This window comes from Sinorhizobium medicae (assembly GCF_007827695.1).
Lineage (GTDB): Bacteria > Pseudomonadota > Alphaproteobacteria > Rhizobiales > Rhizobiaceae > Sinorhizobium > Sinorhizobium medicae.
Genome location: NZ_VITA01000006.1, coordinates 234,269 through 260,825 on the forward strand (window position 1 = coordinate 234,269; position 26,557 = coordinate 260,825).

The window sequence follows — 26,557 nt, forward strand, 5'->3', positions numbered from 1 at the left end:
GCGTCAGCCCTTGGCCTGTTTCACGAGGTCGGCGATCACATCGCGCACCGACATGCCCTCCGCCCGGGCGGCGAAGGTCAGCGCCATGCGGTGCTGGAGAACCGGTTCGGCAAGCGCAAGGACATCGTCGATCGACGGAGCAAGCCGGCCATCGTAAAGAGCTCGGGCGCGGGCGCAAAGCATCAGTGCCTGCCCGGCGCGCGGACCCGGCCCCCAGGCGACGTTCTTGTCGGTAGCAGCATTGCCGTTGCCGGGGCGCGCGGAACGGACCAGGGCGAGAATGGCATCGACCACCTTCTCACCGACGGGCATCTGCCGGATCAGGCCTTGGACCTGCTGCAGGCGCCCTGCGTCGATCACGGGCCGCGCCTCGGTTTCGGCAAGGCCCGTCGTCTCCAGCAGGATCTGCCGTTCGGCGGCAAGCTCGGGATAGCCGACATCCACCTGCATCAGGAAGCGGTCGAGCTGGGCTTCCGGCAGCGGATAGGTGCCTTCCTGCTCCAGCGGATTCTGTGTTGCCAGCACGTGAAAGGGCTGCGGCAGGTCCTTGCGGTCGCCGGCGATCGTGATGTGATACTCCTGCATCGCCTGCAGAAGGGCCGACTGGGTGCGCGGCGAGGCGCGGTTGATCTCGTCGGCCATCAGGAGCTGCGTGAAGATCGGGCCTGGAATGAATCGGAAAGAGCGATGGCCGGAGACATCCTGGTCCATCACCTCGGAACCAAGGATATCCGAGGGCATCAGGTCGGGCGTGAATTGAATCCGGCTGTTGTCGAGCCCGAGAACGGTGCCGAGGGTGGCAACGAGCTTGGTCTTGGCAAGCCCCGGTACGCCGACAAGCAGCGCGTGCCCGCCGGAAAGCACCGCAAGCAGCGTCTGTTCCACGACGCTTTCCTGTCCGAAAATGACCTTGCCGATCTCGGCTCGGACGAGCGCGATCTCCCCGAGCGCCGCTTCGGCTGCTGCGACGATCGCCTTTTCGTCGGCAAGTTCGGTCGCGCCTCTCATCACACTCATCAGTCGTCTCCCGATCGTCGGCTTTTGGAGGAACCGCCGTCGCCGGCTGTCCAGTCCTGTTTTCAATTTAGACCCCGCGGGGCGGCTGACAAGCCGCCGCCGTCGCACTATCTCGTGAGCTTGACATCAAACTCCCGAAGCATTGCCTTCGAGGCGTGAATGCGGACATATGCGCCGACGTGCGTTTGTGGTGCATCGTCGACGTTACAGCGCCGCCGCGTCTTTATCAGACGCGCAACGCCCGCTGTAGCAGTTTTAACGGCTGCATATTTTTGTCCTTAATCGGCTGCGATTAAGGAAACATGCAGGAGGTGAAGGCGCCATTCTTCAGATGGAAGATCGAGATCAAACGGGACAGAACAATGGCAGAAGGCAAGATTCAGCAAACGGGCGACGCGGCGGGGCTTGCCGCGCTGATCGCGCGCGCTGCCGGGCAGACGGGCGGTGAGGGGAGAGGATTGCCCCCGGTGGAGCGTTGGAACCCGCCATTCTGCGGCGACATCGATATGGAAATCCGGAGCGACGGGACCTGGTTTTACATGGGTACCCCAATCGGCCGCGAGCCGCTGGTGAGGCTGTTCTCGACCGTGCTCCGCAAGGACGACGACGGAACGACCTACCTCGTCACGCCTGTGGAAAAGGTCGGTATCCGCGTCGCCGACGCGCCGTTCATTGCAGTGGAAATGAGTGCGATGAAGAAAGCTGGTGAGAACGTGCTGACCTTCCGCACCAATGTAGGCGATGTGATAGAGGCGGGGCCGGAGCATCCGTTGCGTTTCGTCACTCATGGCGACAATCGCGAACTCAAACCCTATCTACACGTGCGCGGACGGCTTGAGGCGCTCGTCTCGCGGCCGGTGATGTACGATCTCGTCGAACTCGGCCACACCGTCGCGGTCGGCGGCGTGGACATGTTCTGCATCAAATCGGCTGGAGCGGTCTTCCCGATCATGCCCGCGGCCGAGCTGGAAGCGCTGTCTCGATGAGCAGTCGCCCATATTCCGCCGACGAGTTCCGTCGCCGTGCGCTGCAGCAGGCGGGAGGACCAATCGAAACCGCCTGGCGCGATCACGGCGATTTCCTGCTGAACCCCGGGATCGTTCCCTATGTCGAGTCCCTGCATCTTAAGGATGCCGCGGTCCTCGTTCCTGTTGTCGACGACGGGGACGATGCCAGCGTGATCTTCACGCAACGCACCTCCAATTTGCGCAAACATTCCGGCCAGGTGGCTTTTCCGGGAGGCGCGGTGGATCCAGAGGACCTCTCTATCGAAGTGGCTGCGATCCGCGAGGCGGAGGAGGAGATCGGCCTCGACCCGCGGTTCGTCGAAACGGTCGCGCGGCTGCCGCATTACATGGCGATGTCCGGTTTTCGTATCACGCCGGTGCTTGCGGTGGTCCAGCCGGGTTTCGTGCTCGAACCGAATCCGCAGGAAGTGGAAAGCGTGTTCGACGTGCCGTTGTCCTTCCTCATGAATCCGCAAAATCACGAACGCGGAAGCAGTCACTGGCAGGGCGCGGAGCGCCATTTCTACCGTATGCCCTATGGCGAAAGAAACATCTGGGGGATCACCGCAGGGATCGTCCGCATGCTCTATGAAAGGCTCTATGCATGACTTCCATTGCCGCCGAGCCCTGGTTCCAGGCTCCTCAGCTTCGCCGCATATTCGACCTGTTGAATGCCGATGGCGGCGAGGTTCGGATCGTCGGAGGGGCAATCCGCAACAGTCTGATGGGGTTGCCGGCCGGTGACGTCGACCTGGCAACCACTTGGCATCCCGAGGATGTGATCCAGCGGGCGAGGGGCGCCGGTATCAAATCGGTGCCGACGGGGATCGACCATGGCACGGTGACACTCGTCATCGAAGGTATGCCCTATGAGGTGACGACATTGCGCCGCGATGTCGCAACGGACGGGCGTCGCGCCGAAGTGGCCTTCGGGGCCGACTGGAAGGCGGATGCGCAACGCCGCGACTTCACCATCAATGCTCTTTATGGAAATGCGGAAGGCGAGGTCCTAGACCACGTTGGCGGCCTCGATGACATCGCAACGCGCACGGTGCGTTTCATCGGCAGCGCGGCCGAGCGGGTCGCCGAGGATTATCTCCGCATCCTGCGCTTCTTTCGCTTCTTCGCGCATTACGGCAGCGGCCGTCCCGATGCGGAGGGCCTGAAGGCCTGTGCGCAGGCGCGCACGAAACTGGCGACGCTTTCCGCCGAACGCGTCTGGACGGAGACGAAGAAACTGCTTTCGGCCGTGGATCCGGGCCGTGCGCTTCTATGGATGCGGCAGGCAGGCGTGCTGGGCGAGGTTCTGCCGGAGACGGAGAAATGGGGGATCGACGCGATCCCGGCGTTGATTTCAGCGGAGAAGAGTTTCTCCTGGCATCCGGACCATCTCCTGAGGCTTGCTGCAATGGTCCCGCCCGACGTCGACCGGCTTGAGGCCATGGCGAAACGTCTGCGGTTGTCGAAAGCCGAGAGCGCTTACCTCGACCGTTTCGCCAAGGCGCCGGCAATTGCGCCGGCACTTGCGGATGCGGCGCTCGATCGCCAACTCTATCGCCATGGCTCCGAGGGCATCATCGTCCGGCTGAAGCTGGCGCTTGCTGCTGCGCGCCGGAAGGCCGAGACCGATCCCGCAATGCTAGCCGAGAGCGCTTCCTTTCAGCGGCTCCTTGCGCGGGCGGACAAATGGCAGCGGCCCGTATTTCCGTTGAGCGGGGCCGATGTGCTCGAAGCGGGGATACCCGCCGGTCCGAGAGTGGGAGAAGTGCTGGCCGAACTCGAAAATTTGTGGATCGAGCGCAACTTCAGCGTCGAACGGGCCAAACTCGTCGCCCGACTTGAGACGTTGGCGCGGCCAGGCTGACACGAGGTGCCGAGCCGGCCGCGATCCACCGGTCAGGCGACCTTGGTTTCGTCGACGATGCGAGCCTTGATGTTGTCGACCATGTTTTCGCGAATGATCGTCTCGCCATGGGTTTCGCGCATGTGCTCGATGGCACGGCGGATGACCTCCGCGTCATTGTCTGCGCGGGTGTGCCAGGCGCAACCCGGGACGAGCGAACCGCATTCGAATAGGCGCATGGTGTTCCTCCTTCTTACAATCAGCAAGGCCTCCCCCATGAAAAGCCTAGCATCAACCCGCGCTCGCGCCAAATTGTTCCCCCGGATCCCGTGCGAAGAAAATCCTGTAAACCGGTGCTTTGTTGGTGCTATGCCTGTGGCGATCGAAGATCCAGCAAAGGCCGCATTCAGATATGACCGCTCTTCAATCGGACCTGATTTCCGCCATTCGAAGCATTCCGGACTATCCGAAACCGGGCGTCATGTTCCGCGACATCACGACCCTGCTCGGCAACCCCAGGGCTTTCCGACGTGCCATTGACGAACTCGTCCACCCTTATGCCGGCACCAAGGTCGACAAGGTCGCGGGCATCGAGGCGCGAGGTTTTATCCTGGGCGGTGCGATCGCGCACCAGCTTTCAGCGGGTTTCATACCCATTCGCAAAAGAGGAAAGCTTCCGCACGACACGGTGCGTATCGCCTATAGCCTTGAGTACGGCGTGGACGAAATGGAAATGCACCGGGATGCGGTCGTTCCCGGTGACAAGGTGATCCTCGTCGATGACCTGATTGCCACCGGCGGCACTGCCGAAGGCGCCGCCAAGCTTCTGCAGCAGATGGGCGCGGAGATCGTCGCTGCCTGCTTCATCATCGACCTGCCTGAGCTCGGCGGACGCAGGAAGCTCGAGGCGCTGGGCGTCAATGTGCGTACGCTGATCGAATTCGAAGGGCATTGAACGCCTGCAGCGCCGTGCCTTTCAAGCAAATTCAATGACCTTGCTCTCGAAGCGGATAACCGGCTCGCCATGCTGGTTCTCGCCCTCGCAGAGGATAGTGTTGATCCGCCAGCCGGGGCGAGAGGCGACGATCCGGGCTTCCAGCAAAGTGACCGCGTAAGTGATCGTGTCGCCGGCATAGACCGGCTTCAGCCATCGGAGTTCCTTGAATCCGGGCGAGGGCCCGAGCTTCGGCGCGTGCAGTCCCTCCGCTGCGAGGCGGCGGGCCTCCTCCTTCCAGAACCTCAGGAAGCACTGCATCCAGCCGGCGCTGGTATGCCAGCCGGAGGCGCAAAGACGGCCGAAAAGCGAATGTCTCGCCTGCTCCTCGTCGACGTGGAAGGGCTGCGGGTCGAAATTGCGGGCAAAGCGAATGATGTCCTCGGCGGTGAAGGTCAGGCTGCCGGTGACGACCTTGCGCCCGGTCTGGTAGAGTTCCTCCAGCGTCATCATGAGCGCGCCTCGCCATTGCGGCGCCTGAACATGACGGAACATTCCGAAGCCGCCACGGTCTCGCCGCTCTGGTTCTCGATCTCGTTGCGAAATTTGACGAGGCCGATCGCGGGCTTGGTTTTCGACGGGCGCGCTTCCAGGACCAAGCTGAAACCTGAAAGGATATCTCCGGCAAGAACCGGCTTCTTCCACTCCATGAAGTCGACGCCCGGTGACCCCTGCGAAGATGAATCGCCGAGAAAGGCCTCGATCATCATCCGCATGCCGACGGCGCTCGTGTGCCAGCCGGAAGCGGCGAGGCCGCCGAGAATGCTGCTCCTGCCGACCTCTTCGTCCAGATGCATCGGTTGCGGATCAAACTCGCTGGCAAAGGCGATCATCTCATCGGTCCGCATCCGGACAGGGCTATAGTCGAAGCGCCGGCCCTGAATGAAATCCTCGAAATACAGCATGCCTCTTTCTCTCCCTTACGGCGCCGCGCGTCCTGCCAGAGGCGCGAGGGTCGCCGCAATGCTTCAGCTTGCGCATGTTTCATCCGTCGATCGGTCCATGCAGTCGCTCAGCCCATCCTAACGTGGCTTCGGCCTGTCTGATTTTCCAGAGTTGTGCATGTCGATTGTTCATGCGATCACATTACCGTAAGTTGTGCTAGGCTGCTTTTCCCCAAAGAGGAACCGACCGTGACCGAATTGAAGATGGCCCTGGCGGCCGCCGCCGAAAATGGACTTGTATCCGCCGACCATGTCAATGACCTGGAGGCTTTTCTCGGCGCAAGGTGTCCGGGCGGGGCCGATAAGGGACGCAGCACGCGGCCCTGAGGAAGCGCCGCCGGATGCGCGAGCGGCAGAAGAAAGCGAGCAGCCGCGCTTCCTGCGAGGGTTCCACGACATCCTTATCACAATAGGCGTGGTGGTCGTATTGGTCGGGCTTTGGGGCATCGGCGGGGCTATTGTCGTGCTGCCCGCAATCGTCATTCTCGCGGAGATACTCGTTGGCCGGCAGAGGCTTGCCTTGCCTGCGGTTTCGCTGACCCTTGCACTCGCCCATTGGGTTGCCCAAGGCATGTTCGGAGTCTTTGCGGTCTGGCGGCCCGCGTGGCAATCCGACACTTATGTGCTGGCCTATGTCTGCGCCTTTCCGGCGCCTCTCGGGCTGTTTTATTGGCGCTATAGAGTTCCTTTGTCTTTCGCCCTGTTCCTTCTGTCGATCGCGGCCGTGATGGTGGCCCTCGTTTTCGTGATTCTAGAAAAAGCCTTTGGGGCCAGTTTCATTCTGGAGACCTATCCACATGTGGCTGCGACGATTCTCCTCGTGGCGGCCTTGGCAGTCTTTGCGCTTGCAATGCGCTACGACATCTCCGACCCGCATCGCCTGACGCTGCGCTCCGACATAGCCTTCTGGTTGCATCTCGCAGCGGCGCCGGCCTTGCTCTACGCGATGCTCGGCTTCATCGTCACATTCGGCCAGGGCGGTATTTGGTGGGGCGAGGGGGGCTTGGGTCAGGCCGTCGCCGTCGTTTTCCTCGTGGCGCTCTTCATGACCATCGGTCTGGTGATCGATCGCCGCGCCTTCGTGACCTCGGGCCTTCTGTCGCTTGGTGCAGCCATTTGGACGATACTCCAAAAGAGCGGTGCTTCGTTCGACACATATGTCTTCGTTGTCTTCGCGGCCGTCGGACTGACGGTACTCGTTATCGGCATTTTCTGGCAGCCGCTGCGCCGGGCGGCAATGAGCCTGCTGCCGGAAGCGGTCACAGCGCGGCTGCATGCCGTGCGGTGAGCGCCGCCGGTCTGGAATCCGGATTGTCGCTTACGTGTTGAACCGGAAATGGATGACGTCGCCGTCCTGGACGACGTATTCCTTGCCTTCATCCCGCGCCTTGCCGGCTTCCTTCGCGCCGTTTTCGCCGCCATAGGCGATGTAATCGTCATAGGCGATCGTGTTGGCGCGAATGAAACCACGCTCGAAGTCCGAGTGGATGACACCGGCGGCCTGCGGGGCCTTGGTGCCGCGCGGGATGGTCCAGGCGCGAGTCTCCTTCGGACCGACGGTGAAATAGGTGATGAGATCGAGGAGCTTGTAGCCGGCGCGGATCAGCCTATCGAGGCCCGCTTCTTCGAGGCCGAGCGCCGCGAGAAATTCGTGAGCTTCCTCTTCCGGCAGCTGCGCCACTTCGGACTCGATCGCAGCCGATATGATCACCGTCTCAGCGCCTTGCTCTTGGGCCATCTTTTCGACGGCGCGGGTGTGCTCGTTTCCGGTCGCGGCGTCGCTTTCTGCGACGTTGCAGACGTAAAGAACCGGGTGCGAAGTGAGCAGGTTGAGACTCTGCAGAATACGCAGCTCATCGGCGTCGAGCCTGGAGAGCAGGGTGCGGACGGGCTTGCCTTCCTGCAGCAGCTTCAGGGAAGCTTCCATGATCGGAAGCTGCGCCATCGATTCCTTGTCCTTGCCGGTCGCGCGCTTGCGCGTCTGGTCTGCACGCCGTTCGAGGCTTTCCAGATCGGCGAGCATCAGCTCGGTCTCAATCGTGTCGGCGTCTTCGACCGGATGGATACGGCCCTCGACATGGGTGATGTCTTCGTCCTCGAAGCAGCGCAATACGTGCACGACTGCATCCACCTCGCGTATGTTGGCGAGGAACTGGTTGCCGAGGCCCTCACCCTTGGACGCGCCGCGCACCAGCCCGGCAATATCGACGAAGGAGATGCGGGTTGGAATGATCTCTTTCGATTTGGCAATGTCTGCGAGCCTGCGCATGCGCGGGTCGGGCACGGCGACTTCGCCGGTGTTCGGCTCGATCGTGCAGAAAGGATAATTGGCCGCCTGCGCCGCCGCCGTCTTGGTCAGCGCGTTGAAGAGGGTGGACTTGCCGACATTCGGCAGCCCGACGATACCGCATTTGAAGCCCATGGCTATAATCCGTCGTTCCTGATTGCTTGGGCGTGGCTATGGGATAAAGGAAAGGGGCGGTCAAGCTTTTCGCGTATTCCGCTTGCCCCTTATGGCGAGTTTCACTTGAATGCACGGGATCGGAGCGCGATATTGACGAAAGCGGGACGAAGAAGACTCACGCGGTCTTCCGCCCGCCGTTCGCGTGGTCGCTAAGGCTTTTCTCATGTCATCGACGGCGGATTTCCGATGAGCGAAAACGACGTAGCCGCAAAGCGCCTGACGAGGCTGAAACCGGAGCGGCCAAAGCTATATAAGGTCCTGCTCGTCAATGATGACTACACGCCGCGGGAATTCGTGGTCATGGTGCTCAAGGCCATTTTTCGGATGAGCGAGGAGGCCGGCTACCGCGTAATGATGACGGCTCACAAGCTCGGCACGTCGGTTGTTGTGGTGTGCGAGAAGGATGTGGCGGAGACAAAGGCCAAGGAGGCGACCGACCTTGGCAAGGAGGCAGGCTTTCCGCTGCTGTTCACGGCGGAGCCGGAGGATTGAGGCAGCGGCGGCGGTCCGCTTATCATTCCCCTTTCGTCCCGAACAGCTTCTTCAGCATATCGGCCATGGGCCCCGTAGTTGGCAGCTTCTTCGGTTGAACCGGGGCGCGAGCCTGATGGATATGGGATTGCGCCGTTTGCTTCTTCGGTGTCGGCGGCTTATCCATCTCGGGTTTGCCTCCGGTTGCCAGTGCGATCTTGTTCATGAGCTGTGAATCTTCGCCCTTCACCAGCATTCCGGCATTGTCGGCGATCGCCTCGAGAAGTGGCGAGACCCAGGCCCGGTCCGCTTTGGCAAAATCGCCGAGCACATGCGCGTGGACCAGATCCTTGGCTCCGGGATGGCCGATGCCGAGCCGCAGGCGGCGGTACTCTCTACCGCAATGAGCGTCGATCGACTTGATGCCGTTGTGCCCGCCATGGCCGCCGCCAGTCTTGATCCGCGCCTTGCCGGCGGGCAGGTCCAGCTCGTCATAGATGACGACGATGTCCTTCGGTGCGAGCTTGTAGAAACGCATCGCATCGCCCAAGGCTTCGCCGGACAGGTTCATGAAGGTCTGCGGCTTCATCAGCAGGACGCGCTCGCCGTCGATCTCGCCTTCGGAGATCTCCGACTTGAATTTCTTCGACCACGAAGAAAAGCCCTGGCGTCCCTGAATGGCGTCTACGGCCATGAAGCCGATATTGTGGCGGTTACCGGCGTATTTAGGACCCGGATTGCCAAGTCCTGCGATGATCAGCATGCGGCCAAACTCCTGATGCGTTTGCATGTGCCCTCATCCGCCTGCCGGCACCTTCTCGCCATTTTTGATGGCATCAGGGACTCGCGGCGCGCTCCCCCGCCGGCGGGGAGAGGGTTAGTCCTCGGGTTTAACCCGAGGAGAGGGGCGACCTTTCCCCGTCAAGTCATGCAGGCACCCCAATCACCGACATCGAGGCAAGTCAAGCCCGTCTCGCCGCTAGATGAGGATGCACGCATTTAAACGAAACCCGCCCCACGCAAATGGGACGGGTTCTCTATACGGGGAACGGTCCACCCCGGATCGGGCGGTTGTCTGAATCAGAGATCAAGCCTCTTCTTCGCCGCCCTCGACTTCGGTTACTTCTTCGGTCTCTTCGACTTCCTGCGTGCGGCCGGCGATCGTGGCGACCGTGAAATCGCGATCGGTGATGACCGGGGTCGCGCCTGCGGGCAGTTCGACGTTCGAAATGTGAACGGTATCGCCGATCTTGAGGCCGGTGAGGTCAACGGTCAGGAATTCCGGAATGTTGTCGGCCGAAACGTTGAGTTCGACCTCGTGCCGGACGATGTTCAGCGCGCCGCCCTGCTTGAGGCCCGGGGACTTCTCTTCGTTTTCGAAGCGGACCGGAACCTGTACGGAAACCTGGCTGCCCTTCTTAACACGCAGAAAATCGACGTGCATGGTGAAGTCGCGGACCGGATCAAGCTGATAGTCCTTCGGCAGGACGCGGATCTTCTTGCCGTCGACGTCGATCGTCGCGACGGTGGTCATGAAACCGCCGGCGTGGATCTTCATCGTCACGTCCTTGGTGGAGAGCGCGATGGAAAGCGGGGGCTGCTTGTCACCGTAGATGACAGCCGGGATAAGACCGTTGCGGCGAAGTTCACGGGAGGACCCCTTACCAACCCGTTCGCGCGTCTCGGCCTTGAGCTCGTAAGTTTCGCTCATAGGTAGACCTTTCTATGTTGTTTGGAGAGTTCGTCCGTCAAAGGCGGAAAAACCTGAAGCCGCAGGGCGGCTTCATCCACGTTGCCTCCAAGGGTGTCTGCGCGGACGCGGGGTCCATAGCCGAGAACCGGCGGAAATGCAAGGCATGGCGGGTCAGGCACTTATACGGCGCGTGTCGTCCCGAAACCGCGGCGGTCCCGGGAAATTGCGCATCAGGTCCTGCGTTTGGCGAAGCGCGCGAGTGCCAGGATCAGGCCACCCGCCGCAAGCCCCCAAAAGGCCCCGGACACGCCCGCAAAACCGACGCCCGATGCGGTGACGAGAAAGGTGATGGCGGCAGCTTCGCGCGTCTCCGCTTCCGTGAAGGCGGCCACGGCTGAGCTCGAAAAGGCGCCGATCAGCGCAAGGCCGGCGACCGCCTCGATCAGAACCGAAGGCGCAAGGCTGACAAAGGTCGTGACGGCGCCCGCCAGGAGGCCGAAGACGACGTAGGCAAAGCCGGCAATGATCGCGGACCAGTAGCGGCGGGTGCGGTCGGGATGGGAATCGGAACCGGCGCACATCGCCGCTGTGATCGCCGCAAGATTGACCGCATGCCCGCCGAAAGGTGCGCTCAGCAGCGAAAAGAGCCCGGTCGCGGCAAAGAGGGGTCCCGGATCGGGGTGATAATCATTCACCTTCAGCACTGCGATGCCGGGAATGTTTTGCGACGCCATCGTAACGATGAAAAGCGGAATCGCGATGCTGACCAAGGCGGAAGCGCTGAAGGTAGGCGAAACGACCTCCGGCTTTGGAACAAGCGCGGCGGAGAGCCCGGCCAGGGCGCCGTCCGGCATGTCCACGCCAAACCCGACGACAAGAACGAAGGCGACCAGCGCAGCCGGAACGGCGTAGAGCCTGTTGACGCTGCCGACGACCGCCCAGGCAAGAACGATCGGAAGGCCGAAAAACGGGTTGAAGGCGACCGCCTTAACCGGCGCGAAGCACAGGCTCAGGAGAACGCCGGCAAGCATCGCATTCGCCAGCGCAGCCGGGATTGCGGACACGATCCTGCCGAGCGGCTTCCACAGGCCGGCGATTACGATCAGCAACCCGCAGACGAGGAAGGCGCCGACGGCGGCGTTGAACCCGCCCTCGACCGCGCCGGAACTCGCGAGCAGGGCCGCGCCCGGGGTCGACCAGGCGATGCTGACGGGAAGGCGCGTGACGGCGCTGACGATGACGGCGCAGATGCCCATGGAAATCGACAGCGCCATGAGGCCGGAGGCCGCCTGCGCCTCGCTTGCGCCGACGCCGGTGATCCCGTGCAGGACCACGGCGAAGGAGCTGGCGAAACCCACAAATGCGACCAGCACGCCCATGAACAGGCTTTGGATGGAAAAATCACGAAGCATTGCGGACAACCGGATGTTGCGACGAGTCGAGAATATCGTCTCGAGTAGCACATCCTTCCCCTCTGCCGATACCGCCTGTCGACGCCGTCAGGGATTGACGAAAGACTTTCGTCCGGGTGGACCTCCTGCGGCATCGATGCCTATAGTGGGCGAAGGGGGCAATTGCGCGGCTGGGGAGTTCGGCGCCTGCTTCCGCCGGAGAACGCTGTCCAAGGCGCGGAGCGCGGATTTCAGCCGCATACCGCTTGCGCGCGTTGGCGATGTCGCGGGTCGACAGGCCCGACCACCGCAATCCAGGGAGGGAGCGAATGCCTTCAATAAGGGACCATACCGAACGCGTCTACCGGGTGGCACATCAATCCTCTGCTGCCGTGATTTCGCCGGTGGCCGCATCATGGCGCCGCTGCATGACGCTGCACGGACTGGCGCCGGAGGAAGCGCGCGCGCCCTGGCGGCTTTCGGACGCCGAGTTCCGGCAGGCGCGCGAAAACGCAGGCACATTGATCGCGGAGGCGGCCGGCGAGCTCGACCGGCTGTTCGCCACCGTCGGCAAGGCCGGGTGCTGCCTGCTGCTTACCGACGGGAAGGGCGTTGCGCTGGAACGCCGGGGGGCCGGCGGTGACGATGCCGACTTCCGCGGGATCGGATTATGGTCGGGAACAGTGTGGAGCGAGGCGAGCGTCGGGACGAATGGTATCGGCACGGCGATCGCCGACGAGCGTCCAGTGCTCATCCATCGAGGTCAACACTTCCTCAGCCGCAATATCGGCCTGAGTTGTGCCACGGCCCCGATCCGCGACGAGAGCGGCAGGCTTGCTGCGGCAATCGATATATCCACCTGCCGCGACGACGCTTCCGAGGCGACGCTTTCGATCCTCTCGCAGGCCGTACGAGATGCCGCTGCACGAATCGAGGCCACTCTCTTCCGGCGCGCTTTCGTTGGCGCCCGCATCGTGCTCGTGCCGGTCGACCGTGCCGGACCTGCACTGCTTGCCGTCGACCGTGACGATCTCGTTCTTGGCGCTACGAGGGCCGCCCGGCTGTGGCTCGGGCTCGACGACGAGCGTATCGCCGATGGCGTCCCGGCTTCCGACCTGCTCGAGGGGGAGCTTTCCGCCGAGCGGGAAGAATTGCCCGACGCAGAGAGGGCGGCTCTGCGCCGCGCCCTGTCACGGGCCAAGGGCAACGTATCGATGGCGGCCGATCTCCTTGGCATCAGCCGCGCGACCCTCTACCGCAAGATGAAGCGGCTTTCTCTCAACTGATCGATATGGACGTCGACCTGTCGCAATTCTGAAACAGTCGGCGCCATCAACGGCGGTGCCACCCTATCGGGAACGCGCATTCGGTCGCACTCTCCTCCCACAGCAACCGCATCGCTGTTTTTCCAAGGGAGGAAACCCATGCTGCATCAGAAGATCGTCGAGAACCCGTTCAAACAGAACTACGGAAATTTCATCGGCGGCGAATGGCGCGAGCCTGTGGCCGGCCGCTATTTCGACAACACCACGCCGATTACCGGCGGCACGCTGTGCCAGGTCGCGCGCTCGGACGCTGCCGACATCGAGCTTGCCCTGGACGCGGCGCATGCCGCCAGGGAGAAATGGGGCCGGACCCCGGCGGCCGAGCGGTCCAACATTCTCATGAAGATCGCCACCCGCATGGAGGACAATCTCGAGCTTCTGGCGAGAGCCGAAACATGGGACAACGGCAAGCCGATCCGCGAGACGATGGCTGCCGACATTCCTCTGGCGATCGACCACTTCCGCTATTTCGCGTCCTGCATCCGTGCGCAGGAAGGTTCGATAGGAGAGATCGACCACGATACCGTCGCCTATCATTTTCACGAGCCGCTAGGCGTCGTCGGCCAGATCATCCCCTGGAACTTCCCGATCCTGATGGCCTCCTGGAAGCTGGCGCCGGCGCTTGCCGCCGGAAATTGCGTCGTGCTCAAGCCCGCCGAGCAGACGCCGGGTTCGATCCTCGTCTGGGCTGACCTGGTCGGCGATCTCCTGCCGCCGGGCGTCCTCAACATCGTAAACGGTTTCGGCCTCGAAGCGGGCAAGCCGCTTGCCACAAGCCCGCGTATCGCCAAGATCGCCTTCACCGGCGAGACGACGACCGGGCGGCTGATCATGCAGTATGCCAGCCAGAACCTCATTCCCGTCACGCTGGAGCTTGGCGGAAAGTCGCCGAACATCTTCTTCGCGGACGTCGCCAGCGAAGACGACGACTTCTTCGACAAGGCGCTCGAAGGCTTTGCCATGTTCGCGCTGAACCAGGGTGAGGTCTGCACCTGCCCGAGCCGGGCGCTTGTCCAGGAGAGCATCTACGACCGCTTCATGGAGCGGGCGGTAAAGAGGGTCGAGGCGATCCGCCAGGGTAATCCGCTCGATGCGGCAACCATGATCGGTGCCCAGGCGTCGAGCGAACAGCTCGAGAAAATCCTCGCCTATATCGAGATCGGCAAGGAGGAAGGCGCGGACGTCCTGACAGGCGGAGGACGCAATGTGCTCGAAGGCGATCTTTCCGGCGGCTATTACGTCAAACCGACCGTGTTCCACGGTCACAACAAGATGCGCATCTTCCAGGAGGAGATTTTTGGGCCGGTCGTGTCGGTGACGACCTTCAAGACGGAAGCCGAGGCGCTGGAAATCGCCAACGATACGCTTTACGGCCTCGGCGCCGGTGTGTGGAGCCGCGATGCGAACCGCTGCTACCGCTTCGGCCGCGAGATTCAGGCGGGCCGCGTGTGGACCAATTGCTATCACGCCTATCCGGCCCATGCTGCTTTCGGCGGCTACAAGCAATCCGGCATCGGGCGCGAGACGCATAAGATGATGCTCGACCACTATCAGCAGACGAAGAACATGCTGGTCAGCTACAGCCCGAAGGCGCTCGGCTTCTTCTGATCCGGCTGAAACCTATCGATCCCGCGGGCTCCCGATCGTTCGTCGGGGGCCCTGCGGCATTTGCGAAGGAGGAGATGCAAATTGACGAATGACGCAACGGTGCCGCGCGTGCTAGCGACGGATGCTGCGGTAGATCTCATCCGCGAAATCCGCCGCGATCATCCGGACATACTCTTTCATCAGTCGGGCGGCTGCTGCGACGGCTCATCGCCCATGTGCTACCCGGCCGACGACTACATCGTCGGCGACAACGACGTGAAGCTTGGCGAGATCGACGGCGTGCCGGTCTATATCAGCTCAAGCCAATACGAGGTCTGGAAGCACACGCAGCTGATCATCGATGTCGTACCCGGCCGCGGTGGGATGTTTTCGCTCGAAAACGGCCGGGAGAAGCGCTTTCTCACCCGCTCGCGTCTGCTGGGCGGCGGCGGCGACGCGTGCGCGGTGCAGGCTCGAGGCTGAAGCTCTCGAACTGTTCGCTTTTTGTTCGTTTCATGCTATCGCGTCTCGTCTGCAGCGGCGAGAGTAGAGCACATGGAAAATCAACAAGACAAGCACAGGGCATTCCGCGCCCTGCATGATCGTCAGGGCGCTTTCGTAATTCCCAATCCCTGGGATGCAGGTTCTGCGCGAATCCTCGCGGCGCTCGGCTTCGAGGCGCTGGCGACGACGAGCGCCGGCCTTGCCTTTTCCATTGGCCGAAGGGATTCGTCGGCGGCTCTCTCGCGGGACGTCATATTGCAGAATGCCCGCGACATCGTCGGTGCGACCGATTTGCCCGTGTCCGCCGATCTGGAGGACGGATTTGGTAAAGATCCCCTGTCCTGCGCCGAAACGATTTCGCTGGCGGCAGGCGTCGGGCTCGTCGGCGGCTCGATCGAGGATGCGACCGGCGATGCCGCCGACCGCGTTTTCGAGTTCAGCCTGGCGGTGGAACGCGTTGCCGCGGCCGCGGAGGAGGCGCGCAAACACCCCTTCGTCCTGACGGCCCGGGCGGAGAACTTCCTGTGCGGGCGGTACGACCTCGACGACACCATCCGGCGCCTCGTCGCATTCGAGGAAGCCGGCGCGGATGTGCTCTACGCTCCAGGGCTGCCGGATATCGAAGCCATCCGCACGGTCTGCTCTGCCGTCAAGCGCCCGGTCAACGTCGTCATGGGGCTGGCGGGGCAGGTGTACTCGGTGGAACAGCTGCAAGAGGCAGGTGTGAAGCGCATCAGTGTCGGCGGCTCGTTTGCACGGGCGGCCCTTGCAGGACTCATGAGCGCGGCACGGGAGGTCAAGGAGCGCGGCACGTTCAACTATTCCAAAAGTGCCATGCCAGCCGCCGAAGCGGCATCCTATATGCTCGACGCCAAGAGATGAATGGCGGTCGCGTTCACAGGGATCAGCAGCGCCGCTTCTGCGGCGCAAGCGTCAGTCGAACAGGCTCGAAACCGATTCTTCCTGGCTCGTGCGGCTAATCGCTTCGCCGAGCAGTGCTGCGGTCGAGATGACGCGGACGTTGTGCGCCGACTGGACCGCCGTCGTCGGCTGGATCGAGTCGGTGATCACCAGTTCTTTCAGCATCGAGGACGTGACCCGGGCGACTGCGCCCCCCGAGAGCACGCCATGGGTGATGTAGGCGGTGACACTGGTCGCACCGTTCTTCAGCAAGGCCTCGGCGGCGTTGCAGAGCGTACCGCCGGAATCGACGATATCGTCGATGAGGAGGCAGTCCTTGCCGTTGACTTCGCCGATGACGTTCATGACCTCGGATTCACCGGGCCGGTCGCGGCGCTTGTCGACGATCGCAAGCAGACAGTCCAGTCGTTTGGCAAGCGCCCGGGCACGTACCACGCCGCCCACATCGGGCGAAACGACCATGACATTCTTGAGATTGTAGTTCTCCTTCACGTCGCGCGCGAGGATCGGAATGGCGTAGAGGTTGTCGGTCGGAATATCGAAGAAGCCCTGGATCTGCCCAGCGTGAAGATCGAGGGTCAGAACGCGGTCGGCGCCGGCTTCGGTGATGAGATTGGCGACCAGCTTGGCGGATATGGGTGTGCGGGGGCCGGGTTTGCGGTCCTGCCGGGCATAGCCGAAATAAGGAAGCACGGCAGTGATGCGGCGGGCGGAGGAACGGCGGACCGCGTCGATCATGATGAGGAGTTCCATCAGATGATCGTTCGTTGGGAAGGACGTCGACTGGACGATGAAGACGTCCTCGCCGCGCACGTTCTCGCCGATTTCGACGAAGATTTCCTGATCGGCGAAGCGCCTTACTGTGGCTTTGCCGAGCGGCAGGTTGAGATAGTTGCAGATCGCTTCGGCCAGCAGCCGGTTCGAATTGCCTGCGAAAACCTTCATTGACGGTCCGCCTTGAGCTGGCGCGGCCACGTCCGGTCGTCCGGGGGGTGGGTTCTCCGCGCAGATTCCGTGAGCCATTCCGATTGCGGGCAATCACTTGCGGACGGCCGCCGTCAGAGCTGATCGGCCGCTTTTTAGCGTCCTTGAAGGTGAATGCAAGGGGATTGCTGCGGCGCAGCGCTCAATATGCGAAAAACTTTGCGTCAAGTGGCCAAGTTGACGATGATTCCTGGCCCGTTGACGAGAATCGAGAAACGCAGGTGGGCGATAGCCGGGTGGACGCGCTATCCGCCGATCGACCGGCGCCATTCCAGATAGGCGTCGATCGTCTCGTTGCCGATCGCCTCCATAGTCTCAGCCGGAACGGCGCTCCAGGGGTCGGCAGCGGTGTTTGCAACCGTGTCCTGTCCCTGAATGCGATGGAGGCGATTGCCGCCGCCGTCGAGTATGTCCCAGACATAGACGACGGTGGTCTTGCCTCCGTCGTTCAGCGCCGAAAAATAGCCCTTGAGAATATGGTCGCTGGTCTTGTCGGTGGAGCTCTTGATGGCGATTCCCTGAGCTCGCGCCGACGCGCCGAGCTGTTTTGAAAGTGGCGTGACCGCCTGCACCGGGGCGCCGATGATCGGCAGGAAGCGGATCCCCCCCGAGCCGGTTGCAGCCGTAGCAGGCGACGCGGCGGCCTGTTGCGTTTGCGCGGGAACCTCCGCCGTTTCGGCGGGTGCGGTCTGCTCGCCGCCGCTCTCCTGTGGCGCCTCTTCCACGGGAGGCGCCTGATGCTGAACGATTTGGGAGCGCTCCTCCTGAGGCTGTATTGCCTGCACCGGCGATTCGCCCCCGGCGAGGCGGCTTGCCTGGCCTTCCAGTGTGCCGGCCGGGTCGGTGTAATCGCTATAGCCGACATTGCCGGTCCCGTGCTGCGGGGGCGGGCTCGAAATGTTCGGCTGCGCAGCGAAGGCGGCGGTGCGGCCAGGCGGCACGTCTTCCATCGGCATCACCGCTGTTTGTGCCGACATGGCGTCGAGATCCGACTGGGTCACCGGCGGCGAGCGGAAGCTGCCTTCACCCACATCCACCTGCGGGATCAGGGCGTCCGTCGTGTTGCAGCCGGCCAAAGCTGCGGCAAGGCCAAGGCTTGCGATCGGATTGATCTGCTTGCGCATCGTTCCCACCGTCTCCGCTGGATCACGATGATCTTAGGTCGAATCGACTTAGGATCATGACCGTGATCGCTTCCAAAGAGTTGAGACGCGGGACGCGGGCGGAAAGCCGCCCGCACTCTTCCTCATCCCGCTCCCGAACATCGGGCGCCGGTTGCGGCCGCTGCAGCGTCGCACGTTCCATGAACGCTCAAAGGTTCTGCAGCGGGATCAGCCGCCGACACCGTTTCACTTCAGGCGGAAATCATAGGGCGATTTCCTTACGCAGATATGAAGTCCAGTCCGTAGCGCGAAAGAGGCCGCGGGGTGTCGGCTGTGGTGAGGTAGGTCTGGCCAAGCGTCATCGCGGTGCCGCTGTCCGAATCCATGATGATCATGTGGACGAAGAGCGACATGTCGGGCTCGATCTCCTGGGGGTTGCCGACATGGAACATCTGGTGCTCCATCCAGGAAGGCGAAAAGCGTGCGCCGAGCGAATAGCCGCAGGCGTTCAGGCGGTGACGGGCAAGCCCGCGCTCGTCCATGATCTTGGCATGAACGTCGAAGACGGTGCCGAAGGTGTTTCCGGGCCGAAGCACCATTTCGATCGCCTGGATCGTTTCCCGGCAGGCGCTGTAAAGCTCCCGATGCCGGTTGGTCGGTTCGCCGATAACGATCGTGCGCATCATTGCCGCGTGATAGTGGGCGCTGACGCCCGCCCATTCGAGGGTGAGCTGGTCGCTGGCATCGAGGTTTCTCCGTCCTGCCTTGTAGCGGCAGAGCAATGCGTCGGCCCCGGATCCTATGATGAATTCATTGGCGGGATAGTCGCCGCCGCCGGCGAAAACCGCGCCTTGCATCGCAGCCAGGATATCCGCCTCGCTGCCGCCCGGACGGATCAGCGGCAGCGCAGCGTCGAGCGCGTCGTCGGCAAGGCTCGCCGCCTTCTCGACATGGGCAATTTCCGCCGGACTCTTGATCAGGCGCAGGCGGCTGACAAGCAGCGATGCGTCGACCAGTTCCCCGAAAGTTGAGAGCTGGTGATCCACGAGGCGCGCGGTTTTGCCGGTCATGCCATGGGTATCGTATTCGACTCCGATGCGGCAGCCGAGGAGATCGAGCTCGCTGAGCAGGTTCTTGAGATCCATGGCCGGATCGGCATTGACGCGGTCAACCCAGATCTCGATGCGCTCGATATTCGACGTGTGGCGCGCCTGCCGCAGGTCGGCCGATCGGGTGAGCAGGACCATCGAACCATCCCGCTTGACGACGAGCGTCTGGAAGAAGCAATAGCCGAATGTGTCATAGCCGGTAAGCCAGTACATGCTTTCCTGTGCGAAGAGCAGCACGGCGTCGAGTTTCTCTTCCTGCATCTTGGCCGTGAGCCTCGCCAGGCGGGCCGCATATTCCTCTTCGGCGAAGTGAAGCGCCATCTCAAGCCTCCCGTATGGAAATCGCGGATATCTGCCGTCCATAGTCAGGCTCCTGCCTGTGCGTGGTACGGCGGTAGGAGAAAAAGCGGTCCTCGTCGGCATAGGTGCAGATGCCGAGATTTTCCGCGGTCACGCCGGCTTCCGCCAGACGCCGGACCGTCAGTCCGGGCAGATCGAACATGGCATGGCCGTCGCGGCCGGACGGGGTGAAAAAGGACTTGTAGCTTGCATCTGCGGCGACGAAACGGGCCACGAATTCGGGGCCAACCTCGTAATGCCTCCGGCTGATCGACGGGCCCAGGCAGGCAATGACACGCTCGCGACGGGCACCAAGCGAGATCATCGCTTCGATGGTGCTTTCGAGCACGCCGCCCAGCGCACCCTTCCATCCGGCATGGGCGGCACCGATCACGCCTGCTTCCGGATCGGCAAACAGAACTGGTCCGCAGTCGGCAGAAAGAACGCCGAGAACGATGCCGGGGGTCGCCGTCACCAGTGCATCGGCATCCGGCCGCGTGCCGTCATAGCTGGCGTCGACGATGATCGCATCCGGTGAATGGATCTGGTGCACAGTCGCAAGCCGCCGTGGCTCCGCATTGAACCAGCGGGCGACCCGAGCGCGATTTGTGCCGACTCGTTCCCGGTCGTCGTGAGAGCCGAGACCGACATTCAAGCCGCGATAGATGCCCTCGGACACGCCTCCCTCGCGGGTGAAATAGCCGTGTGCGATTGACGGGCCTGCCTTTGCGCCGAAGAGCGGGCTCTGCACAGGGGATAGCGAGGCATCATCCTGCATTCGGTGTTTTCGCCCTCGTGATTTTCTAAGTTCATTGGAATTGAGGGCGCATTGCGGCCCGTCGACTTGCAGCTGATTTGCCGCCGCGATGTTGACCCGGCGGACCGGCACTGTCAATCGCCCCGCTCTAGGGCGCCTTCTTCTGAAAGGGTGCCAGGGCGACTTCCGGACTGCTGACCACCAGTACCTTGAACAATTCTCCCATCTTGCCCGGGCCGGAGCCCGCAAGCCGTTCGACATCGTCGCGAATGCCTTCCTGCGTCGATTCGCCCTTGTCCCGGCCAAGCGCTGCGGCGCGTTCCAGGAGGCCGAGGCCGACCAGGAAATCGCCCTGACGGACGAGTCCGTTTACCTGTACCCCTTCCGCTTTCGCCCGGCTCGCCAATTGCTCGAAATCGACATGGCTGGTCATGTCGGCGAAACCCGGATTGGCGAGTGGCGGATCGTATTCATGGTTTCGCACGGCCTGCAGAGTGTCGCCGTAGCCGGTCGCCAGATGGCCGTAGTCGATGATGAGCGCCGTGCCGCCGCCGGCGCGAAGGCGCTCGCAGAGCGCGGCCATCACGGCGTCGCGAGCCGGCGCGATTTCGAAGATCGTGCCTTCGGGAACAGAGGCGGCCGGAGTGGGAAGAAGCGTCGGATCAATGCCGCCAGCGCCTGCGGCAAATGTCAGTCGATCCTCCGTATCGAGGCCGATCATGCGTTCGCGGAAGCCCTGCGGGGTCCGCACGAACTGACGGATCGGGATTGCGTCGAAAAGCTCGTTCGCAGCCAGGAGCAGGAATCCCGACGGCAGGCTGTCGAAGCTCTCATGCCAGCGAATCTTGCCTTCGTGCTCGGCCAAACCCTTGGCTTGCACCTCGCGAAGCCGATCGCTGGTCTCGACGAGATGCACCGTCGCCGTCCCGTAAAGCGTCGGCGCCAGCCGGCGGATGACGCGCAACATGTCGGACATCATCGTGCCGCGACCTGGCCCGATCTCGCTTATAATGGCATTTGCGGGTGCTCCGTGCTGCTGCCAGGCATGCACGAGGAATATGCCGATCATCTCGCCGAAAAGCTGACTGATCTCCGGCGCGGTGGTGAAGTCGCCAGCCGCCCCGAAAGGCTCACGGACGCGATAGTAGCCGTGCTGCGGATCAGCAAGGCAGAGGGAGAAATAGTCGGTAACGCTGATCGGTCCATTGGCCCGGATCAGCGCCTTGATCTTGTCGGCGAGAGGATTCGTCATGACCCGTCCAGTCAAGCGGCGGCGGCAGCGCTGCGCGCCCGCGCAATGGCCCAGATTCCTATAAGCGCCATCGGCACTGAAAGCACCATGCCCATAGTGAGCCAGTCCCCGGCAAGATAGCCGATCTGTGCATCCGGTTCGCGGAAGAACTCCACGAAAATGCGGCTTGCGGCATAGCCGCAGACGAATATGCCGGTGACGAGGCCGGGGATTTTCAAAGCTTTGCGGCGATAGACGAACCAGGCGAGGACGGCGAGAAGAACCAGGCCCTCGAGAGCGGCCTCGTAGAGCTGGCTCGGATGGCGTGCAAAGGGCCCTCCCGTCGGGAAGACGACCGCCCAGGGCACAGAAGACAGGCGGCCCCAGAGTTCTCCATTGATGAAATTGGCGATGCGGCCAAAGAAAAGTCCGATAGGCACCACGGCAGCCACCACGTCGAACAGGCTCCAGATGGGGATCGCGTTTCTACGCGCAAAGATGATCATCGCCAGGGTCGTGCCCACAAGACCGCCGTGAAAGGACATGCCGCCGTTCCAGATCTGGATCGCGCGGAGGGGGTCGTCGAGGATGGAGCCGAGATCGTAGAAGAGTATGTAGCCGATGCGTCCCCCGAGCACGATGCCGCCGGCGGCCCAGAGCAGGAAATCGTCAAGTTGCGTCAGGTTGCAGGCGGGGGTTCCGTTGCGCCAGAGGGCGGCGTTCTGGACGATGCGGCGCGCATAGAACCACCCGAGGAGGATACCCACTACATAGGCGAGGCCGTACCAGCGCACCGCGAGCGGCCCGATCGTGAAGATCACGGGGTCGATTTCGGGGAAGGGGAGAATGGCGAGGCGGGTCGCGATGGTTTCCAAGATACTCTCTCGTGCCGGACCGATGGTTTGGGCGGAACATGACGAGCGAATGCGGCGCGGTCAAGCACCCCCTTGCTGCGGCGCAACAAGGGCTCCCGGTCTCTCGACGTACCAGGGCGGCCGAAACACGCTATATTGCTGCATGTCAATTCGAGGGGCCGGGAGATGTCGCGTTTCGTCGCCGGCGTCATTTTCCTTGCATCCTCCCTTCGGGGGCCCTACCTGAATCAGAGACTTCGCCGCATGTGGCGGACTGGAAATGGAGACCAGAAAGATGAGCACAGGCGCCAACCGTATTCTCGATGATCTCGCCCGGCTGATGACGGATGCCGCAGGCGCGGCCCAAGGGGTGCGGCGCGAGGTCGAGGCGGCATTTCGGGCGCAGACCGAAAACTGGCTGAACTCACTTGACGTCGTCAAGCGCGAGGAGTTCGAGGCGGTCAAGGAGATGGCGGCACGGGCTCGGGACGAGAACGATTCTCTGCTGGCTCGCATCGAAGCACTCGAAGCGCGTTTGGCAGTGGCCAGCGGTCCCGCAGCGGGCGACATCACGACCGGCAAGTAAAACCCTATTGACGCAGCTCTCGCTGAGAGACGCTGTGAGCGGCCGTGCCGCCGCCCTCATTGCCCATTCTATCCACGTCGCCAGCTTTCCGCATTGCCGCCTTCGCACATCACGACCATCGCGGCTAACAAAACGAAAAGTTTTCCACCTGTGGACACTGGCAAAAAACCTTTATCGCAGAGTCGTTTAAGCAGCCGCGCTGAATCAAAATCATAGCGGGCACGGCTGCTCATCCCTGCAATTTTTCGGCTCGGGGGCTGGCACGCTGACTCTGCCGTTATACACTGATTTTAAATGATGATTCGACGCGGGCCAAGCAAGCTCCGGGCAGGGTTAGTAAGCCAGGGTAGTCGCGGGTCCAGCAATCATAGTGTTCGTATCCGGTACTGGGTTTGCAGTGTTGCGTCCTGTGAGCGTGACTTTGCGCGCCTCTGCCGCGCCTTTTAGGGTGATGCATGAGCCTTTTGGAAATGGAAGCCGAGCGCCAGTCCAACCCGGTCGATATGATCGAGTTCGTCGCCGCGAACAATGACTGGTCCTTCGAGCGTTCCGGCGAAGACGAGATCGCCATGACCGTCGAGGGCAGGTGGGCGGACTATCATGTTTCCTTTTCCTGGATGGAAGAGTTCGAGGCGCTGCATCTGGCTTGTGCTTTCGACATCAAAGTGCCGGACAGCCGGGCAAACGAAGTGATCCGGCTTCTGTCCCATATCAACGGGCAGGTGCTGATGGGTCATTTCGATCTGTGGCGCCAAGAAGAAGTCATCATCTTCCGGCAATCTCTGTTGCTTGCTGGCGGGGCGGAGCCTACCAACCAGCAAGTCGAAGTGCTCCTGTCGAATGCGCTCGACGCCTGCGAATCCTATTTCCAGGCGTTCCAGTTCGTCGTCTGGTCGGGCATGGATGCGCAGCGCGCGGTGGACGCGGTTCTGTTCGAGACCGTTGGGGAGGCATGAAGTGAGCATCGCCGTTAAGGGTCCGATCGTGCTTGTCGGTGCCGGCAATATGGGCGGCGCCATGCTCGCGGGTTGGCTGAAAAGCGGGATCGCTGGTGGCGATCTTCTCGTAATCGATCCCGGACCGCCGCCTTCCATGGCGAAGCTGTTGGCGGATAACGGTGTCCGACATTCGACGTCAGCTCCGGCGGGGATCAAAGCGCGCGTGGTCTTCCTTGCCGTCAAGCCGCAGGTGATGGAGTCGGCTCTGCCGCCCGTAAAGGGGCTGGTCGGTTCCGAAACCGTGATCGTTTCCGTCGCCGCGGGCAAGACGCTCGGCTTCATCGAGCGCCACCTCGGCGAGGCTGCAACGGTTCGCGCCATGCCGAACACGCCCGCCATGATCGGGCGCGGTGTGACCGGTGCCTTCGCAAATGCCCGCGTCAGCGAAGCGCAGCGCGCGCTGGTGCACGATCTGCTGAAAGTCAGCGGTCCGGTTGAATGGGTCCGGACCGAAGCGGATATAGATGCCGTGACCGCCGTCTCCGGCAGCGGCCCCGCTTACGTCTTCTATCTCGTCGAGTGCATGGCAGAGGCCGGGCGCAAGGCCGGCCTCGAGGCGGACCTAGCCATGCGTCTCGCTCGGGAAACCGTCGCGGGGGCTGGTGAACTCCTCCATCAGTCCCCCGACGATGCAGCGCGCCTGCGCCAGAACGTTACGTCACCCGGCGGCACCACGGCTGCGGCGCTCGACGTTCTGATGGGAGAGGGCGGCATGCAGCCGCTCTTCGATAAGGCCATTGCAACAGCCCGCAAGCGCGCAGAAGAGCTGGCCGGCTCGCGGTAGTCTCGCCGTACAGTGCCGCGTGCGAACAAGATTTGAAGCGCCGTACGCACCACCCGAAGACAGAAGTCGCCGATTGCGTGGCTGCGCTGGCGTCGTGCAAGCGCGTGAAGCTGCTGGCTGTCCGGGATATCAAGCTCTTGTTCGATCATCACATTCACCTTCTGACAATTGCCATCGGATGATAAGGCTTAACTTTCTCGACGATAATCCGTATTGATTTCGTTATATCTGTGACGAAATGGAATAGATGCCATGGATCGACAGGAGGCGATGGCGGTGTTTCTCGCCGTTGTCGAGGAGGGGGACTTCTCGGCGGCTGCCCGGCGGCTGCGAATGACGCCATCCGCCGTCAGCAAAATCGTTGGCCGGCTCGAATCCCGGCTCGGAGTTCGGCTGTTGCAGCGCTCGACCCGCAGTATCAGCCTTACGGCCGAGGGAAATTCCTATTCGGAGTCGGTCCGGCGCATTCTCGGCGATATGGAAGAGGCCGAGCTGGCGATTCAGCCGGGCGCCGAGCCGCGCGGCCGATTACGCGTCAGTCTTCCAAGTGCATTCGGCCATCGTCTGATCGTCCCGATGCTGCCGGCCTTCATCGGACGCCATCCGGCCATCGAACTTGAACTGGATTTCACCGACGCGATCGTCGATCTCGTAAATGGCGATGCGCACGTGGCGGTGCGTGTGGCTGCCCAAGGCGACTCCACGCTCGTCACGCGGCGTCTGGCCCCCAATAGGCGCGTCATCTGCGGTGCTCCTGATTACTTCGAGCGTCATGGTGTCCCCATGAGGCCCGACGACCTCCTGAAGCACATCTGCCTCGGCATTTCGTCGCGTGGTGGGCTCAACCTGTGGGAGTTCGATGAAGCTGGCGGCCGCCGGTCGATGCGCATTCGAAGTTCGATCGAGGCCAACAGCACGGAAGCACTGCGCCGGCTTGCGCTTGCCGGAATGGGGATTGTGCGGCTTTCGGAGATGCTGGTCGGGCAGGACATCAGGGCTGGGCGCCTGAAGCCGGTGCTCACGGACTGCAATCATGCCGAGGCCGAGCCGATCAGCGTCGTCTATCCGCATCGCCGGTTCCTCTCGCCACGGGTGCGCGTATTCGTCGATTTCCTCGCTGAACAATTTGCAAAATCGATCGCAGAAGGAGGCGATGCTGCCCGTGTGATACGAGGTACATCCGGCGGTCTTCCCGAATCCGACGCAATGCGTTAAGCCTGCTCCGAGTTCCTCAGCAGGGAATCGCCATGGCGGAAATCATCGAATTTGCCGATTTTGAACGCGTCGACATTCGTGTCGGGACAATCATCGAGGCAGAAACCTTTCCCGAAGCACGCAAACCGGCTTATAAGCTGAGGATCGATTTCGGCTCTGAGATCGGCATCAGGAAATCGTCGGCGCAAATCACGGCGCACTATCGGCCTGAAGATCTCGTCGGCAGGCAGGTGCTGGGTGTGGTGAATTTTCCCCCGCGCCAGATCGGTCCCTTCCGTTCCGAAGTGCTGACGCTCGGCTTCGAAGACGAGGCGGGTGCCATTGTTCTCGCCTCCACCGGCAAGCCTGTCCCGAACGGCAAGAAACTGATGTGAGCTGCGCTACCGGCCGCTCCAGTCCGGCGGGGGAGGGCTCCCAGATCACGATGTTTCAGGTC

At 62.3% G+C, this 26,557-nt stretch carries 29 protein-coding genes; 15 read left to right on the forward strand and 14 right to left on the reverse strand.

The window, feature by feature from the left end; all coding sequences use genetic code 11:
- Positions 1–3: 3 nt before the first annotated feature.
- On the reverse strand, positions 4–1,017 hold the full coding sequence (locus FB009_RS12830) for an AAA family ATPase (RefSeq protein WP_011976402.1): 1,014 nt from the start codon (positions 1,015–1,017) through the stop codon (positions 4–6).
- Between the two features lie 362 nt (positions 1,018–1,379).
- On the opposite strand from FB009_RS12830, the gene FB009_RS12835 reads away from it, so the two are divergent.
- Genes FB009_RS12835 through FB009_RS12845 form a run of 3 tightly spaced genes read left to right on the forward strand, consistent with a single transcriptional unit; the run spans position 1,380 to position 3,888 of the window.
- Positions 1,380–2,003, forward strand: coding sequence for a DUF1285 domain-containing protein (locus FB009_RS12835; protein ID WP_011976401.1), 624 nt, complete (start codon positions 1,380–1,382; stop codon positions 2,001–2,003).
- Positions 2,000–2,632: a CoA pyrophosphatase gene (locus FB009_RS12840; RefSeq protein WP_011976400.1), complete on the forward strand. Its 633-nt coding sequence runs from the start codon at positions 2,000–2,002 to the stop codon at positions 2,630–2,632. The genes FB009_RS12835 and FB009_RS12840 overlap by 4 nt, the downstream gene beginning before the upstream one ends.
- Positions 2,629–3,888 (forward strand): CCA tRNA nucleotidyltransferase, encoded by a 1,260-nt coding sequence (locus FB009_RS12845; RefSeq protein WP_011976399.1) that lies wholly within the window; start codon positions 2,629–2,631, stop codon positions 3,886–3,888. The genes FB009_RS12840 and FB009_RS12845 overlap by 4 nt, the downstream gene beginning before the upstream one ends.
- 32 nt (positions 3,889–3,920) lie before the next feature.
- Here the strand turns inward: FB009_RS12845 and FB009_RS12850 are convergent, their stop codons facing one another.
- On the reverse strand, positions 3,921–4,106 hold the full coding sequence (locus FB009_RS12850) for a DUF1059 domain-containing protein (RefSeq protein ID WP_011976398.1): 186 nt from the start codon (positions 4,104–4,106) through the stop codon (positions 3,921–3,923).
- Between the two features lie 173 nt (positions 4,107–4,279).
- On the opposite strand from FB009_RS12850, the gene FB009_RS12855 reads away from it, so the two are divergent.
- Complete coding sequence (locus FB009_RS12855) at positions 4,280–4,822, forward strand: adenine phosphoribosyltransferase (RefSeq protein WP_011976397.1); 543 nt, start codon at positions 4,280–4,282, stop codon at positions 4,820–4,822.
- Positions 4,823–4,843: 21 nt separating this feature from the next.
- Here FB009_RS12855 and FB009_RS12860 read toward each other — a convergent pair whose 3' ends face one another.
- Positions 4,844–5,314, reverse strand: coding sequence for a MaoC family dehydratase (locus tag FB009_RS12860; protein WP_011976396.1), 471 nt, complete (start codon positions 5,312–5,314; stop codon positions 4,844–4,846).
- Positions 5,311–5,766: a MaoC family dehydratase gene (locus tag FB009_RS12865; RefSeq protein WP_011976395.1), complete on the reverse strand. Its 456-nt coding sequence runs from the start codon at positions 5,764–5,766 to the stop codon at positions 5,311–5,313. Before FB009_RS12865 ends, FB009_RS12860 begins: the two co-directional genes overlap by 4 nt.
- 295 nt (positions 5,767–6,061) lie before the next feature.
- Here FB009_RS12865 and FB009_RS12875 point away from each other — a divergent pair, with 295 nt between their 5' ends.
- Entirely contained in the window at positions 6,062–7,093 is a 1,032-nt protein-coding gene (locus FB009_RS12875; protein ID WP_162304037.1) for a hypothetical protein, read from the forward strand.
- Positions 7,094–7,123: 30 nt separating this feature from the next.
- Here FB009_RS12875 and ychF read toward each other — a convergent pair whose 3' ends face one another.
- Entirely contained in the window at positions 7,124–8,227 is a 1,104-nt protein-coding gene (gene ychF / locus FB009_RS12880) for a redox-regulated ATPase YchF (RefSeq protein WP_011976393.1), read from the reverse strand.
- Between the two features lie 228 nt (positions 8,228–8,455).
- Between ychF and clpS the strand changes: the two genes are divergently transcribed.
- On the forward strand, positions 8,456–8,761 hold the full coding sequence (clpS, locus tag FB009_RS12885; protein WP_011976392.1) for an ATP-dependent Clp protease adapter ClpS: 306 nt from the start codon (positions 8,456–8,458) through the stop codon (positions 8,759–8,761).
- A 22-nt stretch (positions 8,762–8,783) separates the two neighbouring features.
- On the opposite strand, the gene pth is transcribed toward clpS, so the two are convergent.
- The 3 genes from pth to FB009_RS12900 all read right to left on the reverse strand — a co-directional run bounded on the left by pth (position 8,784) and on the right by FB009_RS12900 (position 11,845).
- Positions 8,784–9,503, reverse strand: a complete 720-nt coding sequence (gene pth / locus FB009_RS12890; protein WP_024310747.1) for an aminoacyl-tRNA hydrolase — start codon at positions 9,501–9,503, stop codon at positions 8,784–8,786.
- Positions 9,504–9,827: 324 nt separating this feature from the next.
- A complete protein-coding gene (locus FB009_RS12895) occupies positions 9,828–10,451 on the reverse strand; it encodes a 50S ribosomal protein L25/general stress protein Ctc (RefSeq protein WP_011976390.1) in 624 nt (207 codons plus the stop codon).
- Between the two features lie 212 nt (positions 10,452–10,663).
- Positions 10,664–11,845 (reverse strand): benzoate/H(+) symporter BenE family transporter, encoded by a 1,182-nt coding sequence (locus FB009_RS12900; RefSeq protein ID WP_028054209.1) that lies wholly within the window; start codon positions 11,843–11,845, stop codon positions 10,664–10,666.
- A 308-nt stretch (positions 11,846–12,153) separates the two neighbouring features.
- Here FB009_RS12900 and FB009_RS12905 point away from each other — a divergent pair, with 308 nt between their 5' ends.
- From FB009_RS12905 to FB009_RS12920, 4 genes are all read left to right on the forward strand, one after another.
- A complete protein-coding gene (locus tag FB009_RS12905; RefSeq protein WP_011976388.1) occupies positions 12,154–13,110 on the forward strand; it encodes a helix-turn-helix domain-containing protein in 957 nt (318 codons plus the stop codon).
- Positions 13,111–13,248: 138 nt separating this feature from the next.
- On the forward strand, positions 13,249–14,757 hold the full coding sequence (adh, locus tag FB009_RS12910) for an aldehyde dehydrogenase (protein ID WP_011976387.1): 1,509 nt from the start codon (positions 13,249–13,251) through the stop codon (positions 14,755–14,757).
- An 81-nt stretch (positions 14,758–14,838) separates the two neighbouring features.
- Entirely contained in the window at positions 14,839–15,219 is a 381-nt protein-coding gene (locus FB009_RS12915) for a DUF779 domain-containing protein (protein WP_011976386.1), read from the forward strand.
- Between the two features lie 72 nt (positions 15,220–15,291).
- Positions 15,292–16,122: an isocitrate lyase/PEP mutase family protein gene (locus FB009_RS12920; protein ID WP_011976385.1), complete on the forward strand. Its 831-nt coding sequence runs from the start codon at positions 15,292–15,294 to the stop codon at positions 16,120–16,122.
- A gap of 51 nt (positions 16,123–16,173) precedes the next feature.
- Here FB009_RS12920 and FB009_RS12925 read toward each other — a convergent pair whose 3' ends face one another.
- The 6 genes from FB009_RS12925 to lgt all read right to left on the reverse strand — a co-directional run bounded on the left by FB009_RS12925 (position 16,174) and on the right by lgt (position 22,559).
- Complete coding sequence (locus FB009_RS12925) at positions 16,174–17,106, reverse strand: ribose-phosphate pyrophosphokinase (protein ID WP_011976384.1); 933 nt, start codon at positions 17,104–17,106, stop codon at positions 16,174–16,176.
- Positions 17,107–17,390: 284 nt separating this feature from the next.
- The gene (locus FB009_RS12930; protein ID WP_011976383.1) at positions 17,391–18,269 is read right to left on the reverse strand and encodes a hypothetical protein; all 879 of its coding nucleotides are present in this window, start codon (positions 18,267–18,269) and stop codon (positions 17,391–17,393) included.
- 257 nt (positions 18,270–18,526) lie between these two features.
- Positions 18,527–19,678, reverse strand: a complete 1,152-nt coding sequence (locus tag FB009_RS12935) for a M24 family metallopeptidase (protein WP_011976382.1) — start codon at positions 19,676–19,678, stop codon at positions 18,527–18,529.
- 1 nt (position 19,679) lies between these two features.
- The gene (gene pgeF, locus FB009_RS12940) at positions 19,680–20,474 is read right to left on the reverse strand and encodes a peptidoglycan editing factor PgeF (RefSeq protein ID WP_011976381.1); all 795 of its coding nucleotides are present in this window, start codon (positions 20,472–20,474) and stop codon (positions 19,680–19,682) included.
- Between the two features lie 127 nt (positions 20,475–20,601).
- A complete protein-coding gene (locus FB009_RS12945; RefSeq protein WP_011976380.1) occupies positions 20,602–21,705 on the reverse strand; it encodes a class I SAM-dependent methyltransferase in 1,104 nt (367 codons plus the stop codon).
- 11 nt (positions 21,706–21,716) lie between these two features.
- Positions 21,717–22,559, reverse strand: coding sequence for a prolipoprotein diacylglyceryl transferase (gene lgt / locus FB009_RS12950; protein WP_011976379.1), 843 nt, complete (start codon positions 22,557–22,559; stop codon positions 21,717–21,719).
- Between the two features lie 274 nt (positions 22,560–22,833).
- On the opposite strand from lgt, the gene FB009_RS12955 reads away from it, so the two are divergent.
- From FB009_RS12955 to FB009_RS12975, 5 genes are all read left to right on the forward strand, one after another.
- Complete coding sequence (locus tag FB009_RS12955) at positions 22,834–23,124, forward strand: accessory factor UbiK family protein (protein WP_011976378.1); 291 nt, start codon at positions 22,834–22,836, stop codon at positions 23,122–23,124.
- A 455-nt stretch (positions 23,125–23,579) separates the two neighbouring features.
- Complete coding sequence (locus tag FB009_RS12960; RefSeq protein ID WP_003532890.1) at positions 23,580–24,080, forward strand: type III secretion system chaperone family protein; 501 nt, start codon at positions 23,580–23,582, stop codon at positions 24,078–24,080.
- Between the two features lies 1 nt (position 24,081).
- The gene (proC, locus tag FB009_RS12965) at positions 24,082–24,906 is read left to right on the forward strand and encodes a pyrroline-5-carboxylate reductase (protein WP_011976377.1); all 825 of its coding nucleotides are present in this window, start codon (positions 24,082–24,084) and stop codon (positions 24,904–24,906) included.
- Between the two features lie 252 nt (positions 24,907–25,158).
- Positions 25,159–26,121, forward strand: coding sequence for a LysR family transcriptional regulator (locus FB009_RS12970; protein ID WP_011976376.1), 963 nt, complete (start codon positions 25,159–25,161; stop codon positions 26,119–26,121).
- A gap of 32 nt (positions 26,122–26,153) precedes the next feature.
- A complete protein-coding gene (locus FB009_RS12975) occupies positions 26,154–26,495 on the forward strand; it encodes a tRNA-binding protein (RefSeq protein ID WP_011976375.1) in 342 nt (113 codons plus the stop codon).
- Positions 26,496–26,557: the final 62 nt, after the last annotated feature.